At 62.5% G+C, this 17211-nt stretch carries 14 protein-coding genes; 9 read left to right on the top strand and 5 right to left on the bottom strand.

Going from position 1 to position 17211, the window contains the following annotated elements; translation table 11 throughout:
* Window positions 1-900, top strand: a complete 900-nt coding sequence (gene purU, locus AC1DD7_RS14255) for a formyltetrahydrofolate deformylase (protein ID WP_431117016.1) — start codon at window positions 1-3, stop codon at window positions 898-900.
* A gap of 102 nt (window positions 901-1002) precedes the next feature.
* Here the strand turns inward: purU and AC1DD7_RS14250 are convergent, their stop codons facing one another.
* Window positions 1003-2484, bottom strand: coding sequence for a PucR family transcriptional regulator (locus AC1DD7_RS14250; RefSeq protein ID WP_477515494.1), 1482 nt, complete (start codon window positions 2482-2484; stop codon window positions 1003-1005).
* Window positions 2485-2593: 109 nt separating this feature from the next.
* Here AC1DD7_RS14250 and AC1DD7_RS14245 point away from each other — a divergent pair, with 109 nt between their 5' ends.
* On the top strand, window positions 2594-4174 hold the full coding sequence (locus AC1DD7_RS14245; protein WP_477515493.1) for a purine-cytosine permease family protein: 1581 nt from the start codon (window positions 2594-2596) through the stop codon (window positions 4172-4174).
* A complete protein-coding gene (locus tag AC1DD7_RS14240) occupies window positions 4171-5118 on the top strand; it encodes a polysaccharide deacetylase family protein (RefSeq protein WP_477515492.1) in 948 nt (315 codons plus the stop codon). The genes AC1DD7_RS14245 and AC1DD7_RS14240 overlap by 4 nt, the downstream gene beginning before the upstream one ends.
* A gap of 75 nt (window positions 5119-5193) precedes the next feature.
* Here the strand turns inward: AC1DD7_RS14240 and AC1DD7_RS14235 are convergent, their stop codons facing one another.
* The 3 genes from AC1DD7_RS14235 to AC1DD7_RS14225 all read right to left on the bottom strand — a co-directional run bounded on the left by AC1DD7_RS14235 (window position 5194) and on the right by AC1DD7_RS14225 (window position 7960).
* On the bottom strand, window positions 5194-5697 hold the full coding sequence (locus tag AC1DD7_RS14235; protein ID WP_477515491.1) for a DUF456 domain-containing protein: 504 nt from the start codon (window positions 5695-5697) through the stop codon (window positions 5194-5196).
* Window positions 5698-5879: 182 nt separating this feature from the next.
* Entirely contained in the window at window positions 5880-7070 is a 1191-nt protein-coding gene (locus tag AC1DD7_RS14230; RefSeq protein WP_431117021.1) for an NAD(P)-dependent malic enzyme, read from the bottom strand.
* 281 nt (window positions 7071-7351) lie between these two features.
* A complete protein-coding gene (locus tag AC1DD7_RS14225; protein ID WP_477515490.1) occupies window positions 7352-7960 on the bottom strand; it encodes a TetR/AcrR family transcriptional regulator in 609 nt (202 codons plus the stop codon).
* 210 nt (window positions 7961-8170) lie between these two features.
* On the opposite strand from AC1DD7_RS14225, the gene AC1DD7_RS14220 reads away from it, so the two are divergent.
* From AC1DD7_RS14220 to AC1DD7_RS14200, 5 genes are all read left to right on the top strand, one after another.
* Window positions 8171-9298, top strand: a complete 1128-nt coding sequence (locus tag AC1DD7_RS14220) for an FG-GAP repeat domain-containing protein (RefSeq protein ID WP_477515489.1) — start codon at window positions 8171-8173, stop codon at window positions 9296-9298.
* A gap of 50 nt (window positions 9299-9348) precedes the next feature.
* On the top strand, window positions 9349-10494 hold the full coding sequence (locus tag AC1DD7_RS14215) for an FG-GAP repeat domain-containing protein (RefSeq protein ID WP_477515488.1): 1146 nt from the start codon (window positions 9349-9351) through the stop codon (window positions 10492-10494).
* 171 nt (window positions 10495-10665) lie between these two features.
* Window positions 10666-12387, top strand: a complete 1722-nt coding sequence (locus tag AC1DD7_RS14210; RefSeq protein WP_477515487.1) for an FG-GAP-like repeat-containing protein — start codon at window positions 10666-10668, stop codon at window positions 12385-12387.
* 142 nt (window positions 12388-12529) lie between these two features.
* Complete coding sequence (locus AC1DD7_RS14205; protein WP_477515486.1) at window positions 12530-13813, top strand: FG-GAP repeat domain-containing protein; 1284 nt, start codon at window positions 12530-12532, stop codon at window positions 13811-13813.
* Window positions 13814-13920: 107 nt separating this feature from the next.
* Window positions 13921-15147, top strand: coding sequence for an FG-GAP repeat domain-containing protein (locus tag AC1DD7_RS14200; protein WP_477515485.1), 1227 nt, complete (start codon window positions 13921-13923; stop codon window positions 15145-15147).
* 5 nt (window positions 15148-15152) lie between these two features.
* Here the strand turns inward: AC1DD7_RS14200 and AC1DD7_RS14195 are convergent, their stop codons facing one another.
* On the bottom strand, window positions 15153-16457 hold the full coding sequence (locus AC1DD7_RS14195; protein ID WP_477515484.1) for an MFS transporter: 1305 nt from the start codon (window positions 16455-16457) through the stop codon (window positions 15153-15155).
* 158 nt (window positions 16458-16615) lie between these two features.
* On the opposite strand from AC1DD7_RS14195, the gene rraA reads away from it, so the two are divergent.
* Window positions 16616-17089 carry a ribonuclease E activity regulator RraA gene (gene rraA / locus AC1DD7_RS14190; RefSeq protein WP_477515483.1) on the top strand — a complete coding sequence of 158 codons (474 nt, stop codon included), beginning with the start codon at window positions 16616-16618 and terminating at the stop codon, window positions 17087-17089.
* Window positions 17090-17211: the final 122 nt, after the last annotated feature.

Here is a 17211-nt window from a genome sequence, read left to right as displayed (position 1 = left end):
ATGACTGCCATCCAAACCGAATCTTCTACTGACTCCTCCGCCGGAACCACCGTGGAGCACGTCCTTACCTTGGACTGCCCTGAAGGTCCCGGAATCGTGCACGCTGTGTCCGGCTTCCTGCTGGAGCACGGCTGCGACATTATCGACAACAAGCAGTACGGTGACCGCGCTGAGGGCCACTTCTTCATGCGGGTTCACTTCGCGTCCTCCGGGGACGAGACCACTGTGGATGCATTGCGTGCCGCATTTTCCCCCGTGGGCGAGAAATACTCCATGAACTGGCAGCTGGAACGCCAAGGGTCCAAGCGTCGCGTGTTGATCATGGTCTCGAAGTTTGGGCACTGCCTCAATGACTTGCTGTTCCGTGCGCGGATCGGTGAACTGCCGATCGATGTTGTGGGCGTCGTGTCCAACCACACGGACCACCAGGGGTTGGCGGAGTGGCACGGGATTCCCTTCTTCCACGTCCCTGTCACCGCTGCTACCAAACCTGCGGCGGAAGCGCGTTTGCTGGACATCATCGACGAACTGGACGTGGAACTCATTGTCCTGGCCCGGTACATGCAGGTGCTCAGCGACGATCTCGCCCGCAAGCTCGACGGGCGCGCCATCAATATCCACCACTCGTTCCTGCCGAGCTTCAAGGGTGCCAAGCCTTACCACCAGGCTTACGCCCGCGGAGTGAAGACCGTGGGTGCCACCGCCCACTACGTCAACGGCGAGCTGGACGAGGGCCCGATCATCTCGCAGCAGGTGGTTGAGGTGGATCACACGTTCGGACCGGACGATCTCGTAGCCGCCGGTCGGGACACGGAGTGCAAGGCCCTCAGCAACGCCGTTCGTTGGCACTGCGAGGGGCGGATCATCCTGAATGGGAACAGGACGATTGTGCTGAAGTAGGGCCTTGCGCGCCCCATTCCGACGGCCCGCTACGCAGTAGACGTTTTAAATCGTCGAGTGCGCAGCGGGCCGTCGTTTTGGCGTTTAAGGCGTTTAAGGCACCTACAAACGCGCCAGCCGCACCGCCAGGTGCAGGGCCGCGAGCCTTCCCGTTCCCCGGGGATCTCCACCGCACAGCTCGAAGATCCGCTGCAACCGGTGGTGCATGGACTGCCGTTCCAGGTGCAGTTCGCGTGCGGCCTGGGCTGTGTTGCACCCTGTGTCCAACCAAACGGTCAGCGTCCGCAGAAGCTCGGATCGCCGCAGTTGGTCATGCTCGACGACGGCACCCAACTGCCGCTGCACGAACCCTTCGCGGGTGGCTGGGTCCAGATGTTCCTCGGCGAGGCGCTCCACGGCGAAGGCTTCAGCATCCACCACGCCACCTCCCACCAGATCCAGGTCCAGGGTCCGACGCGCCTCGGCCAGTGACCACGGGGCCTCGTCGATCCCCTTGCCCACCGGGCCAAGCGCTATCGCGGATCCGGCTGGCCTCTCCAAGGCCCTGAGCGCGTCCATCAACACCGCCCGGGTGGCAGCGCCATCGCCAACGGAAGCGAGTGCGATCAGCTCCGCGTTATCTGCATAACTAGCACTGTGCGGCACGTTCGCACGCAGCAAGGCATCCAGGGCGGAGCGGAGATGCCCTGCACCCGTGGAGCGGATCACCAGCGCAGCAACCCGGCCATTGGCGGGAAAGCCCGACGCCGGCCCGAGCTGCTGGAGCTGCCACGATTGGCTCCCGGAATTGATGGCACGCATCAGTTCAATGCCCGCCAGCTCCTTCAATCCTGGCGGCATCCGCTGCAGCAGGGCCAGGCCAAGGATGTCCACCGACCGCTCTCCCGCCACGCGCGCGAGGCCACTATCGCCGTCGTCGGGCACGTCCAGCTCCAAGCGGGCGGCGAGGACGCCACGGACCGGCACATCAACCGTGATGAGCCCGCCGTCCTCCGACGGCGGCGCTGAGCCTGCTGCAGAAACCGCTGCAGAACCGAGGGTGAGGCCCGACGGCGATACCAACCGCGCGCTGGCACCTGTCCTTTCTGCCAAGACAGCCAGAAGTTGGTCAAGTCCACCGCCATGGGCGAGTTCGGCGGCCATCGCGTGGCTGGTTTGATCGCCGCGTTGAAGCTGTTCGACGGATTCGCTGACCAGGATCGAGTTGATCTCCTGCATGACGGCGACGAACGGAACAACGTGACGCAATTCAATAACCGGCAGGCCTGCGGCTTCGGCAGCTTCCAGCATGGGGCCAGGAACTTCGGGCAGTGTCGGTCCGGTTTCGAGCGCCAGTGCGGCTATGCCGCGGGCCGCTAGTTCCCGTACGTATTCGGCTTGCCGCTCGGAGCTCTCAAGCGCAAGCGCCTGGCCGCCGCTGAGGAGCAGTTCCCCACCGCTGAGGAGCGGAGCGATGTCCAAAACCTCGCTGGAGTGCACCCACCGGACGGGGCGGGCCAGGGCGTCAGTCACCGAGTTAAGGAGACGTGGCTCTGCGGCTTTGAGGCTTTCACGTTCCAAGGCTTGACCAAGAAGGATAGACATGACACTCCGTACGGCGGAAGAGAGTTTCTTTAGACACATCGTATCTTGTTGCTGTGATCTGTGGCACATACGCTGAAGGAGTCCCTTTCACACACGGAGGATCTCCCTCATGCAAGACAACCTCTCCCCTGCCTCACAGCAGCCAGGCTCAGCGGCTGCAGGCTCACCGCAGCCAGGCTCACCGCAGTCAGGTCCGGCAACGGCGCCGGCCCATGACAGCGAAGCCTGGCTGCAGCCCATTCCCGAGTCAGACCGCACACGCAAGGTCTCAGGTCAGTTCTGGATCTGGGCCGGCGCCAACCTTGCTCCAATCAACTGGGTGCTGGGCGCACTCGGAATCCACCTCGGCCTCGGCTTTGCCGACACCGTCTTTGTCCTGGTCCTGGGCAACCTGATCGGCATGTTGCTGTTTGGCTGCTTCGTCCTCCTTGGTCAAAAGACCGGCGCCACGGGCATGGTCCTCGCCCGGGCTGCGTTCGGGCGCCGTGGCAACTACCTCCCCGCCGCCATCCAGGCACTCCTGGTCATCGGGTGGTGCGCGGTCAATACGTGGATCATTCTGGACCTGGTCATGGCGCTCTTCGGAACGCTGGGCTGGGTGGATCCCACCGCAAAGAACTACGCCTGGAAGATCGGCGTAGCCACTGTCATCATGGCCGCCCAGGTTGCCATTGCCTGGTTCGGCTACAAGGCGATCGCCGCTTTCGAAAAGTGGACCGTCCCGCCAACCATCATCATCCTGGCCGTCATGTCCGCCGTGGCGTGGTTCGGCATGAAGATCGACTGGGGCTATGCAGGTCCGGCCGGCAACATTCTTGAAGGATCCGAACGGATCGCGGCGATGAGTGCAGTCATGACCGCCATCGGCATCGGCTGGGGCATCACCTGGTTCACCTATGCCGCAGACTACTCGCGCTTCGTCAGCACCTCGGTTCCCAAGCGCAAGGTCTACTTGGCCTCGGTCCTTGGCCAGTTCATTCCCGTGGTCTGGCTCGGTGTCCTCGGTGCGAGCCTTGCGACAAACAGCGGAGAGATCGACCCCGGCAAGCTGATCGTCCAGAACTTCGGAGTTCTTGCCCTTCCCGTCCTCCTCATGGTGTTGCATGGCCCCATCGCCACCAACATCTTGAACATCTACACCTTCTCAGTGGCTACGCAGGCCTTGGACATCAAGATCAATCGTCGCAAGCTCAACCTGTTCGTCGGCGTCTTCTCGCTCCTCGCCGTCGTGTTTTTCATCTTCCAGGAGGACTTCGCTTCGGTACTGGACGCCTGGCTGATCGGTCTGGTGGCGTGGGTAGCTGCCTGGGGCGGCGTCATGTTGGTGCATTACTTCTGGCTGGAGAAGCGCTGGCCTGGAAAGGTTGAACGGCTCTTTGACGGCGTCGGGACCAAGCGTCTCCCGGTGATCAACTGGGCCGGCATCGTCTCCCTGCTGGTTGGCATCTTCTGCACGTGGCTGTTCATGTACGGGCTGGTACCAGTGATGCAAGGCCCCATAGCCGTGGCACTTGGTGGCTGGGATCTCTCATGGCTGGCCGGTGGACTTACCAGCGCGGCGGCCTACGCAATCCTCGGGCCCCGGGTGCACCGAAAGTTCGTCCTTGCCGACTCGAACCACGTCTCCGTCACCCAAGCAGCTCCGGGCGATCCCGCAGTTCCCGTAGTTTCCGAAAGGACCACAGCATGAGCCAGCCCGCCTCCGCGGACTCCCTCCACCCGATCACCTGGCCCGAGGGTGTCAAAGCCGCAGCGTCCTTCACCTTCGACGTTGACGCCGAGTCCTGCACTATCGCCCACGATCCAGCCAGCACCCGGCGCATGTCCCTCATGAGCCACCAGTCCTATGGCCCAAAGGTCGCCGTCCCGCGGCTCCTGAAGATCCTGGATCGCCAGGACATCAAAGGAACGTTCTTCATCCCCGGCTTCACTGCGGAGAGCTACCCCGATGTGGTGCGCAGGATCGCTGACGGTGGGCACGAAATCGCCCACCACGGCTACCTTCACGAGCCAATGCAAGGCATCGACGCCGCAACCGAAGCCAGCTACCTGGACCGGGGCTTGGAGGCACTTGCCAACGTTGCCGGTGTTCGGCCGGTGGGCTACCGGGCTCCGTGGTGGGAGTTGAACTGGCAGTCGCCCGCGCTGCTCGCGGACCGAGGCTTCCTTTACGACTCAAGCCTGCTCGACGGCGATGCCCCCTACCGCATGTCGGTGGCGGAGGACGATCCCCGGGACATCGTGGAGATTCCCGTTGATTGGGCGCTGGATGACTGGGAGCAATACGCGTTCTACCCCGGCATCACGGGCAGCGGGGTCATCGAAAGCCCGGCCAAGGCTTTGGAAATGTGGACTCTTGAGGCCCAGGCGCACCATGCCCAGGGCAGCTGCTTCGTCCTGACCAACCACCCGTTCATCTCCGGCCGGCCATCCAGGGCTGTCGCATTGGAGCAGCTGATCGAACGGGTCAAGGGCCTCGAGGGCATGTGGGTTACCACGCTTGCCGAGATCGCGCAGCACACGAAGGATACGGTTCAGGAAATCCACACTCACGCCCGGATCGATGTCCCCTTGTTCCCAGGAGCCGGTGCTTCATTCCGCCCGGCCCAGGTGCGGGTACCAACCCTCCGCTAGCTCTTCGCCGGGATGGCAGCAGACCCCCATGTTCTGGCTGCACCTGGGGGTCTGCTGCCATCCCGGCGAAGGTTCTTAACCGTTTACGGCGTTGATCCAAACCCCGATGATCCACGTACTCGCGGCGGCACAAGCGAGACCGAACTCCACGAGAATCCCGAGGCCGGTCGCCTTGAGCGCAGCCCCGCTCGAGCGGACAGCGGTGCGGAAGTCATGGGTCCGCTGGACCTCGCTCAGCAAGAGCCCGACGGCGAACCCCACCACCAGCCCGACCACCGGAATCACAAACATTCCCACCACGCCAAGAACTATCCCAATCACAACAGACCTGTTGGGAATGCCGTGTTGTTTTAGTTTTCGCCCAGTGAGCACTGCACTGGCGGCCATCCCCGACACCACGAACACCATGCCGATAGCGAAGATCACCCAGCCGAGCGTTCCCGCGCCGCCCCAGATGGCCCACGCGAGCAGGCTGGCACCAATGAGGATGCTTCCCGGAAGGACAGGGATGATGGTCCCGGCAACCCCAACCGCAATGGCCAGGCCGCACAGGATGGTCACAACGAGTTCGGCATTCATGGCCCCAAGTCTATGGGCCAGCCACCGCAATCCTCACAGTCACCTATGGCCCCTTTGGCACCCCATAACGGTGCGTACGTGACCCCGCGTTGCTCGTTAACAGGCAGCGACTTATCAAACAGCGACGGCGACGCTCCCCAGCATGGGAGGCGTCGCCGTCGTCGGTTTTTAGTTGGTAACCGCTACTCAGTCACTGCTGCGGCAACAGCCGCGGTGACAGCCGGTGCCACACGGGCGTCCAGCGGGCTCGGCACGATGTAATCAGCAGAGAGATCTTCTTCTGCCAACTCAGCGATGGCGCGCGCAGCGGCGATCTTCATGGCCGGCGTGATGCGGCGGGCCTTGGCGTCCAGTGCGCCACGGAAGATGCCGGGGAAGGCCAGCACGTTGTTGATCTGGTTCGGGAAGTCGCTGCGGCCCGTGGCAACTACGGCCGCGTACTTCTGGGCAACCTCGGGGAGAACTTCCGGGTCCGGGTTGGACAGGGCGAACACGATCGACTGATCGTTCATGAGCTTCAGGTGTTCTTCGTCCAGCTTGGAGGAGGAGACGCCTACGAACACATCGGCGCCGGTCAGGCCCTCGCCCGGACCGCCTGTGACGCCGCGGGGGTTGGTGCGCTGAGCCATGCGGGCCTTGACGCTACCGGGATCGGCCACGAGATCGGCACGCTCAGCGTTGACTACGCCCTTGGAGTCGAGCAGGATGACGTCCTCGATGCCAACAGCAAGAAGAATCTCGGCAATCGCAATGCCGGCGGCACCGGCGCCGGAGACAACAACCTTCAGGCCCGACAGTTCGCGCTTGGTCACCTTTGCAGCGTTGGTCAGGGCAGCGAGAACCACGACGGCGGTGCCGTGCTGGTCATCGTGCATGACGGGGCAGTCGAGTGCTTCGATGAGGCGCTCTTCGAGTTCGAAGCAACGCGGCGCGGAGATGTCTTCAAGGTTCACTGCACCGAAGCTCGGGCGGAGGCGGACCAAGGTTTCGATGATCTCGTCCACGTTGGTGGTGTTGAGAACCAGCGGGATGGAGTCGAGGTCACCGAAGGACTTGAAGAGGGCAGACTTTCCTTCCATGACCGGGAGGGAAGCGCTGGGGCCGATGTTGCCCAGGCCCAGGACGGCGGTGCCATCGCTGACCACAACAACCAGGCGCTCAGCCCAGGTGTGGGTGCGGGCAAGTTCGGGGTTGGCGTGGATTGCGCGGCTTACCTGGGCGACGCCCGGGGTGTACGCGATGGAAAGGTCACGCTTGTTGTTCAGGGGAACGGTGCTGGAAATCGTCAGCTTGCCGCCCTCGTGTGCTGCGAAGATCTCTTCTTCGCTCAGTACCAAGGCGTCGTTGTCAGTAGCGATTGTCTCAATGGACACGTCTTTGTCTCCTCAGGCTAGCCGTGGACCCACGGCATGGTTCGGGCAGGAACAGAACTGCTGGTTCGGACCAAGGGTGGCTGGCCCGGAAGGTGCATCTGCAGGTATGGGCTGCTAGCCGCTTCGGTATTTCCAGCGTAGGGAAGCGCGGAGGGTACAAGATTCAATACCAAGAGAGACGATTCGAGAGTAAAACGTTTATGCAGATCCAAAAGTGACCCAGCTCACGTGAAAAAACGCATTCTCAGGGGTCGGTGGTCTAGACCGGAGGAGCTATCTCGTCAGTCCCCGGTCATGAGGCTGCACGCCTTCTTGAGGTCCTTTTCGGCTTCAAAGAGCGACAAGCGACGACACCTGACGGCCTGGACCAGACCACTGACCAGATGCAACAGAATCCTGGCCTTCGGGGCGTCATTTCCGGGCTCCTTGCTCAAGGAACCCACAACTTCTTCGGACAAGAGGTCAATTTCCCGCAGTAGCTGGGCGGTATCGCTGTCTTTGCCGGCAGGCCGGATGAGGCAATGCTCCACCCCGGGCTGCATAACCCTCAGGTGGAAAATCTCCATCATCAAACCTGACAGTGCATGGCCCTTGCCTTTCCTCTGCCGCACGCCGTCCCGAAGCTCGCGCAATTGCTGCCGGTACACGGCCAACATCAGGTGCGCTGTGGAGGGGAAGTAGCGATACAGGGTGCCCAGCGGTACGTCCGCTTTGGCGGCAATGTCCGACAAACTCAACGTGTCGAACTGACGTTGGGCAAAGCCCGCCGCTGTCTTCAGGATGCGGGCATAGCGCAGCAGCTGCCGCGGCGTGGTCGGTGCGGCAGCCATACGGGGCAACCCCGTCGTCAGATCAAGGGAGTACGGTTCCAGGGAAAACGGTTCGGGCATTTCCGGCGATCTCTTGGCAGGCTGGCAAGGAAACGGCCGGCTCAGGTCACAGGACCCGCGGCAGGCCGATCGCACCAATGATACGTGAGCAAAATGACCGTTGCCTGAGAGCGCCCTTCTTGGAACGCGTCCATGCCGTTCCCGGGAAAGGGCGGGTGCCCCACATACACTGCAGGAAGCTTTGGGTGCGCATACAGGAGGACGACCGCTATGGGGAATTTTCGACGTCGGATGGCAGCAGCGTTGCTGACCGCCGCTGTGGCGGCGGTGGCACTTAGCCCACTGCCGGCGTCGGGCGCGTCCAGCAACGGGCCGGACCCCATAGTCATCGGCGACGCGTTTGTTGGCAAGACGCTAACTACTGAAATCGGCCCGTATACCTTCTATGGCTGCGGCGGCGGAAAGGGCCCTGATTTCACCGTCTACTGGACAAGGGATGGTTTCCTGGTGGCGGGCGAAACCGGGCGCAGCTACCTCCTGCAGCAGGATGACACGGGCGCACGGATGGCCGCGCACCTGACCGCCAGCAAAACCGCCTGCGGAGGCGAAACCCTCCACAGCGACGAGACCGGACCCGTCGCTGCGCCCAACCGGGCCAACGGATTCACGGGCCGCAGCTTCGAACTCCTGGCACGCGGAAGTGACGGCTCGTTGATGCTGTACGGGCGGACAGGCGCCGCTTGGGATGCCGCCCGCACCGTGGGCTGGGGGTGGAACGTCTTCAACCTTGTCCTTTCCCCCGGCGACTTCAACGGTGATGGCAAGGGCGACGTGATCGCGCGTGACTCAGCAGGCACTCTTTATCTCTACGCCGGCGACGGAACCGGAGGTTGGAAGCCGGCCCAGACCATCGGTAAGGGCTGGAACATTTTCGACTCAATCGTCAGCCCGGGCGACTTCAACGGAGACGGCAACAACGACATCCTGGCCAGGGAACCCGGCGGCGCCCTCTATTTGTACCCGGGCAATGGTTCCGGAGGCTGGCTGGCGAGGACCGCCGTCGGGCAGGGCTGGCAGGTAATGGACGCCCTGCTGACGCCTGGCGATTTCAACGGCGACGGCAAGGTAGACGTGTTGGCGCGCGACCGCAGCGGCTACCTGTATTTCTACGGCGGCAACGGGGCGGGTGGCTGGACGAGGTCCTGGCTGGTGGGGGTCGGCTGGAATGCCCTCAAGACCGCTGGCGCTGCCGGTGATTTCGACAATGATGGCTTCCCGGACGTTTACGGCGTGGACCAGCAGGGCCGACTGGTGATCTATTACAGCGATGGCCGGACGGGATGGCGCACATCCCAGGTGGTGGGCAATGGCTGGGGCGGCTTCACAGCAATCTTCTAGCTGGGTCCCAGCCGCGGTAAGATTAGCCCCATAAGTCTGGGGAGGACACAATGAACGCTCTATCATGCCGTGCATCAGGCGTGCGCCGAGCGGTAGCCGGGATCGCGGCGGCACTTATCGCCGCCGTCGCTTTCGCCCCGGCACCTGCCATGGCAACCATGGACCCCGCAGATCCCGTGGTTCACGGTGCGCCGTTTGTTGGCTCCACGCTCACCGTGGAGATCGATCCTGCTTCCTACCGGGGCTGCGGCGCGGCTGCCGGCCCCGACTACCACATCTACTGGACCCGTGACGGCGAGCATGCAGAGGACCACTGGGAGTGGTGGAACTACAAGCTCACCGAAGAGGACCGCGGCAAGACCATCGCGGCTTACGTCGCGTCGAACTATCCTTGCGAGCCCATGGAAGTTGGCAGCGCCGAGACTGTAGAGATCTCCGCCTCCAACCGGGCCAACGGCTTTACCGGGCGTGGCACGTTCGAAATGCTTGCCCGCCGCGCAGACGGCACACTCATGCTGTATCCGCGCGTTGGGGGCGCCTGGGAATCCGCCCGGACCGTTGGTCCCGGCTGGAATGGTTTCGGGACCGTCCTCTCCCCTGGCGACTTCAATGGGGACGGGAACAACGACATCCTCGCCAAGGACTCGGCCGGGAACCTCTTCCTCTATGCAGGAACCGGAAATGGCGGGTTCCTCGCAGGCCGCCAAATCGGCTCGGGATGGAATGCCTTTAACTCGATAGTCTCGCCTGGCGACTTCAATGGGGACGGCAACAACGACATCCTCGCCCGCGACTCCAGCGGCTTGCTCTACCTCTACCCCGGAAACGGCGACGGCGGCTGGCTCACCCGGTCAGTCGTCGGCAGCGGCTGGAACGTGGTGAACAAGATCATCACCCCCGGCGACTTCGATGGCGACCACAACGTGGACATCCTGGCCCGCGACACCTCAGGTGCCCTGCGCCTGTACAAGGGCAATGGAGCTGGCGGCTGGGCAGGCATGGCCGTGATCGGGCAGAGTTGGAACGGCATGGCGGCCATTGGCGCCGCCGGCGACATCGACGGTAACGGCAATGTAGACGTCTATGCAGTGGACGGATCCGGCCAGCTGCTGGCCTACTACGGCGACGGTGACGGCGGCTGGAACGGCGCCCAAACCATCGGCTGGGGTTGGGGCGCGTTTAACGCCCTGTTCTAGGGATTGGGGGATACGATGACAACTTTTTCTTCCGTGCGCCAAGGGGCTTTTGTGCCTTCAGCGTTTGTGCATTCAGTACGGACGGGTTTTCACATCCTTCTAGCCATTCTCCTCTGCGCTGCGCTGGCAATTGCAGTCCCGCCTCCCCGCGCTACAGCTGCGGGACCAAACGTGCCGCTTCCCACGGTGGTCACCCGTACTTCGCCAGCCACGGTGGGTCCCGGGAGTGTTATCTCTCTGTCCTTCACCCTGACCGGTCCTGCGAAGGAAGTAGGTTTCACCTACGTCAATGAGGACACTTTGGAGCAGGCAACCCTCTATGGCCCCACCAGCCAGCTGTCCGGGCCCTACAGCGCGCAAGCCGATGTCCCGGTGAACGGGAGCGCCTTCCAGCGAACCGGACGATACAAACTCCTCAGCGTCAACATCATGCTCCCCTTGGGCCAAGGGGTTGTCCGCTACGGGCGCGACGGCAACATTCTCTTCCTCTCGGAAGGGCTGGAAGCACCAACGCAGCGGCCTGGAGCCTTGGACGGCGTCGACTTCGCCGTCAACAATCCCAACTTCCCGCTGGTGGACAATCCAAATACCAAGGCGCCAACCATCACAGGCGTGGCCCGCTACGACCAAGTGCTGACCACGGACAATGGATCTTGGACCCAAACCCCCACCGGTTTTGCGTACCAGTGGCTGCGCAACGGCCAGCCGATCCCTGGGGCGACGCTCAACAACTACCGCATCGCAGAAGCAGACCTTGACCAAACGCTGTCCGTGCGGGTTACGGCCACGCGGGCAGGATACCGCGCTGTCTCGGCATCATCGCTCCCTCTGACTCCCACGTCACCCATCACAGCAACCGCTCCTACACTCCAAGGCAAGCTGATCGTCGGCGAGAAGCTCACGGGCGTCTTCAACGAGGGCAGTGTTTCCACTGGGACAGTCGGCGGGCCCGTCAGCGTCAGGTACGAATGGGTGCGCAACGGGACGGTGATCAGCGGTGCGACGGCGAAGACTTACACCCTTCAGGCAGCGGATCGTGGCGCCGTCGTTGGCTTCCGGGCGGTAGTCCAAGCGGGCAATCCTGTAACGGCAACGCGTCCGTTTACGGTTTTCGGCCGCACCGTGGTTCGGAACAAACCGCACACAACAGGTTTCGACGCCGGGGCCTCCATGGACCTGTTCGCGCGGAATGCTGCGGCGAATCTGCTCCTGTACCCCACTGACGGTGCAGGCCACTGGCAATCTCCCCGGACCATCGGCTTCAGTTGGGACGTGTTCGATGTTGTCTTCAACGCAGGCGACTTTGACGGAGACGGTTTCAATGACGTCATCGCAAGGGACCACGACGGGTCGCTGTTCCTGTACCCAGGCAACGGGACCGGCGGTTGGCTTCCGCGCAAGCAAATCGGCTGGGGCTGGGACGTCTTCGATACGATCATCGCAGCAGGCGACTTCTCCGGCGACGGCAACAACGATGTCCTCGCCCGCACGCCTTTAGGCGCGTTGGTGCTGTACCCAGGCAACGGAACGGGTGGCTTCAAATCCCCGGGCGCCGTGGGCCAAGGGTGGGACGCCCTCAGCCAGGTCTTCTCGCCCGGCGACTTCGACGGCGATGGCAACCCCGACGTCCTGGGCCGCGACAGCACAGGAAACCTGCGACTCTACGGCGGCAACGGCAACGGCGGATGGACAACTGCCCGGTCCATTGGCACTGGCTGGAACGTCATGTCCCGCATTGGTGGGGCCGGTGATTTCAACGGAGATGGCTTCAACGACGTCTGGGCCATCGACACCGCCGGCCAACTGAACATGTACTACGGCAGCGGCATCGGAGGATGGAAAGGCGCCGGAGTTGTTGGCTGGGGCTGGGGCGGGTTCACGGCGGTTTTCTAAGCCGATTTTGGTTGCGTTTTCGGCTTGACTTGTCTTTGGCGTGAATTTTTGCCAGCAAATTCCCAGACTGTCGTTGTCTCCATGTACTCTCAAGTCACTTACACCCGCCGGCCATCTGCGACCGGCCTGATTTGGGGGAACCATGGGGAGCACTCCTCTGCGCCGCGTGCGCAGCTGGCTGGCCGCATTTATGGGCAGCGTTATTTTGGTCGGCGTGCTGGGTTTGGCACCCGCAGCCCACGCCGATGACACCTTCGCACCGGTACCTGTAGCGGTCTCCACGACGCCAGACACGATCAGCGCTGGAGGGCAGGCAACATCACACGTTACCTTCCAGGCATCCGGTCCGATTACCGACGTGTACGTCCTGTTCCGGAATACAGCAACGGGTAAACTCCACACGACGATGACGCAGGGCTCATACAGCGCAGCAGATTCGACGTACTCGTTCGACGTCTTCTTTGCACAGGGGACCCCGCCGGGAACCTACCTTGCCCAGTACATGCAGGTTCAAACCGCGGCTGGCCAGGAAGTTGGTTACTGGCGCGACGGTTCCTTGATCCACAACCCCGGCAACCTCCCCGCGTCCGGAACTGCGGCCGTAGCCTTGGACGCTTTGGACTTCAACTACGTGACTCCCGTAGACATCGATCGTCCCCACACTTCCGGCTTCTACCGCGCCGAGTATTGGGATTCGTACACGATGAGCCTGTACGTCCGGGACTCCTGGGGCCGCCTCGGCTTGTTCCCCACCGGTGGAAACGGCACGTGGCAGCAGGCATATGAAGTCGGCTCGGGGTGGAACATCTTCAACACGATGTTCGCTGCCGGCGACTTCAACAACGACGGCGAGAATGACGTGATCGCCCGTGACAGCGCCGGCTCGCTCTTCCTCTACCCAGCCGGCTGGCACGGCGGTTGGTACCCGAGACAACAGATCGGTTGGGGCTGGGGGATCTTCAGCACCATCTTCGCGGCGGGCGACTTTAGTGGGGATGGCAATAACGACCTCCTTGCCCGCAAGTCTTCCGGTGAGCTCGTGCTGTACCCGGGCAACGGCCAAGGCGGCTTCCTGGCTGCTTCTACCATCGGCTGGGGATGGGGCGGCATGACTTCGGTGTTCTCCCCGGGTGATTTCGACGGCGACCACAAGCCTGATGTCCTGGCCCGCGATGGCGCCGGAAACCTGGTCTTCTACGGTGGCAATGGTCATGGCGGCTGGACCACGAGCCGTGTGATCGGCCAGGGCTGGAACGCCATCACCAAGCTCGGCGGCGCGGGCGACTTCGACGGCGATGGCGCCAACGACGTCTGGGGCATCGACACCTCGGGTCAGATGCGCATGTACTACGGCAGCGGCTCAGGCGGGTGGAAGGGCTCCGCTGTAGTTGGCTGGGGCTGGGGCGGCTTCAACGCTGTCTTCTAAGCTCACCCGGCGACCACGGCCTCGCTAACTCCCAACCGCGACCAGCTGTATTCTGCTCTCATCACCTTCGCATGGCCGCCTCGGCCAACTTTCTTCATGAGGAAATCTTGAACTCTCGCAATGCTCCGCGCTTCAGCGCGCCTAACCGACTCCGCAGGCTGTCTACTTTGCTTGCTGCGTCCGCCTTGGCCGGTGCTCTCATCGCCCCGGGCTTGCCCGCTCAGGCTGCAGTTCCTGTTCTGGCCGCGCCGATGCGGCAGATCTACATGGCGCCACCGGAACTCACCGGGGAACCTGCAGTCGGCGGACTTCTCAAGGCCGACCTTAGCTGGTCCACGCCGATGGTCGTGCCAGAAGGCGGAAGCCCTTCGCTCTCGTTCTACTGGACGCGGGACGGCCAAGTCATTCCCGGGGCCACCGGTCAGACATACAGGGCTACAGCAGCTGACTACGGTCGTGTTGTGACCGCTTTCGTAACGGTCACCTACGATGTCGAGTCAACTTTGACCCTTCAGGCCCGTGAATCGCTGCGGATCGCCGCCAAGCCCCGCGCTCGTGGATTCAACGGGGACAACACCATGGATATCTTCGCCCGCGACGCGGCCGGCCGTCTCTTGCTGTACCCGACTGACGGCCGGGGACATTGGCAACCTACCCAGGTCATCGGAACCGGCTGGAATGCCTTCAACCTTTTGTTCTCTCCGGGTGACTTCGACGGCGACGGCACCGTTGACGTTATGGGACGCGATGCGCAGGGTCGGTTGTACCTGTACCAAGGAAACGGGTCCGGCGGTTGGAAGAAGGCACTCCAGATCGGCCAGGGCTGGAACGGATTCACGGCCATTTTTGGTGCTGGCGACTTCAACGGTGATGGTACGAATGATCTCATTGCAAGGGACGCATCGACCAACCTTGTCCTCTACCCCGGCAACGGGCACGGCGGTTGGCTGCCTTCGTACACCATCGGTTGGGGGTGGGGCCGATATGACTCACTAATGAGCGTTGGTCACTTCGAAGGCAGAAGCGATTTGCAGGTTGCCGCGAGGGGCCAATACGGCAATCTGATGGTCTTTTCCAGCAGCCGCAATGGGTCGTTCGAGCGCTACACGGGATCGACGGTCGGTTACGGCTGGGAGGCCCTCACCACGATCGGCTCTGCAGGCGACTTCAACGGTGACGACAAGATCGACGTGTTTGGCATCGACCGCAGCGGCCAGCTCACCATGTACTACGGCAATGGCGCGGATTACCTGGCCCAGGGACTGCCTGGTAGCTACTGGCTAGGTCAATCAGCGGTCGGTTGGGGCTGGGGTGGCTTCACCGCCGTCTTCTAAGCCGGCTACACCACGCTCTTGATCTTCACCACGAACACGGCGCCCAGCAATCCGATGACTGCGGCGGCTACGTACAGCGAGACGTAGCCGCCCCAGTACGTGACAAACGGGAAAGCAATGAGCGGGGCAACCACCTGCGGCAGCGAGTTCGCCACGTTGATCACGCCCAGGTCCCTGCCACGGTCCAGTGCAGTCGGCAGGACCTGGGTGATCAGCGCGAAGTCCACGGCCAGATAGGCTCCAAAGCCGATACCCAGGACGAGCGCGCCCGTAATGGCGCCGGCCCACGTCGGCGCAAACCCGAGAATCAATGACGCTATGGCGATGATCACGGACGACGCGATCACCAAGGGCTTCCGCTTGCCCATCCGGTCGCTCACTGTCCCGCCGATCACGCTGGTGATGATCACCATGACCGCATAAAGGCCGGTCAGGATAAGCACTCCGAACGCAGGTTCGATGCCCTCGGTTTCCTTCACATGCACGGCATCGCTGAGGAAGAACAGCAGATAGAGCGTGACCATGTGGTTACCAATATTCACCAGCAAGCGCGTGAGCCATGCCCACGCGAAATCCGGGTAGCGTTTCGGGGAGACCCAGAAGCCTTGGAAAAACCGCGCAAGACTGAACGGAGGGCGCGCCTGGGCTGGAAGCGGCTGGTCGTCATTCTTGAACAGATAAAGCACGACGCCGGCCAGCAGCGCCGCTGCACACACCAGGTAGCCTGCGGCAAAGTTTCCAGCCACGACGGCGGCAATCACCGCGCCCGCCAGGATGCCAACTGTTTGTCCCATGGCTGCCAAACCACCGACAGTGCCGCGTTGGGGCACTGGAACGCGGTCTGGAATCGCGGCCGTGATGGCAGCGTAAGCGCCGTTGCATCCAGCCTGCACGAAGCACCACAGCACCGTCATGACGGCGACGTTCGGCGCTCCCGCCAGTCCTACGAGTGCCACTGCCCCTAGGATCGCTCCCACGAGGACCCACGGAACGCGACGTCCGAAGCGTGACACAGTCCTGTCACTGAAAGCGCCGAACAAAGGATTGGCCACCAACGAGACAGCTGCCCCGCAACCGGTGACCAGGGCCAGGATGGCTTCCTTCTGGCCCTCGTCAAAGTGGACCGCCTGCTGCCCGAGGAGAACCTGAATGGGGCCGAAAAACGCCGCGTTGATGCCCACGTTGATCAGTACCACGCCAGTGATCCACAGCGCGCGGACGCGGTCCACTGGTTCGGCGAGAGCAGTGGCCGTGCCGCCCCGGACTATGGCGGGATCCGGCACGGGACCGGGCAGGTCGGACAGGCTCATGGCAGGTTCCCCCTAGTTTTTAATGTCTGGATTCAGACTAGCGCGGGTGAGGGTCGTGGAACGGAGTTCCGGTCCGTTATCCACATGGCCCACAAGGTGCCGTGCAGCCCCGGTGGCGGACGCGTTAGTGTGGCCTCAAACGTATGGAGGAGAAGGACATGAGCGAGCAGATTAATACGGCTGATCTCTATGACGATCGGGGCGAGGAATTGGAATCGGTTGCAGTCCAGTTCCAGAACCTGGGCGGTCACACGCACTTCAGCGGACAGGTGCGGACCATCAGGTGCTTCGAGGACAACGCGCTCGTGAAGACTGTCCTTGGGACGCCCGGCGAAGGAGCCGTTCTGGTGGTTGATGGACAGGGATCACTGAGGACTGCCCTTATGGGAGACATGATCGCTGAAAGTGCTGTGGCCAACGGCTGGTCAGGCGTGATTATTAACGGAGCCGTCAGGGATCGTGAAGCCCTTGCCCGCTTGCCGCTAGGCATCAAGGCGCTGGGCAGCAACCCGAAGAAGAGCGCTAAGACGGGCGTAGGTGAGGTTGATGTCCAGCTGGTGATCGACCGGGTGAGGATCCAACCCGGAGTAATGATCTACAGCGACCCGGATGGCATTCTCGTGGAACGCTGACCCCGGAACTGGCCGACTTACGAAAGTTGTTCAAGAAACATTCTTCTTCCGGGAATCAAACAGGCATTAGGATAGTTACTGAAAGCAACTATCCTGCTTAAAATCCACTTTTCTGCCACCTC

Source organism: Paenarthrobacter sp. 10L412 (assembly GCF_056395565.1).
The sequence above is the reverse complement of the archived record's forward strand: the minus strand, read 5'-3'. Positions and strand labels throughout refer to the sequence as shown.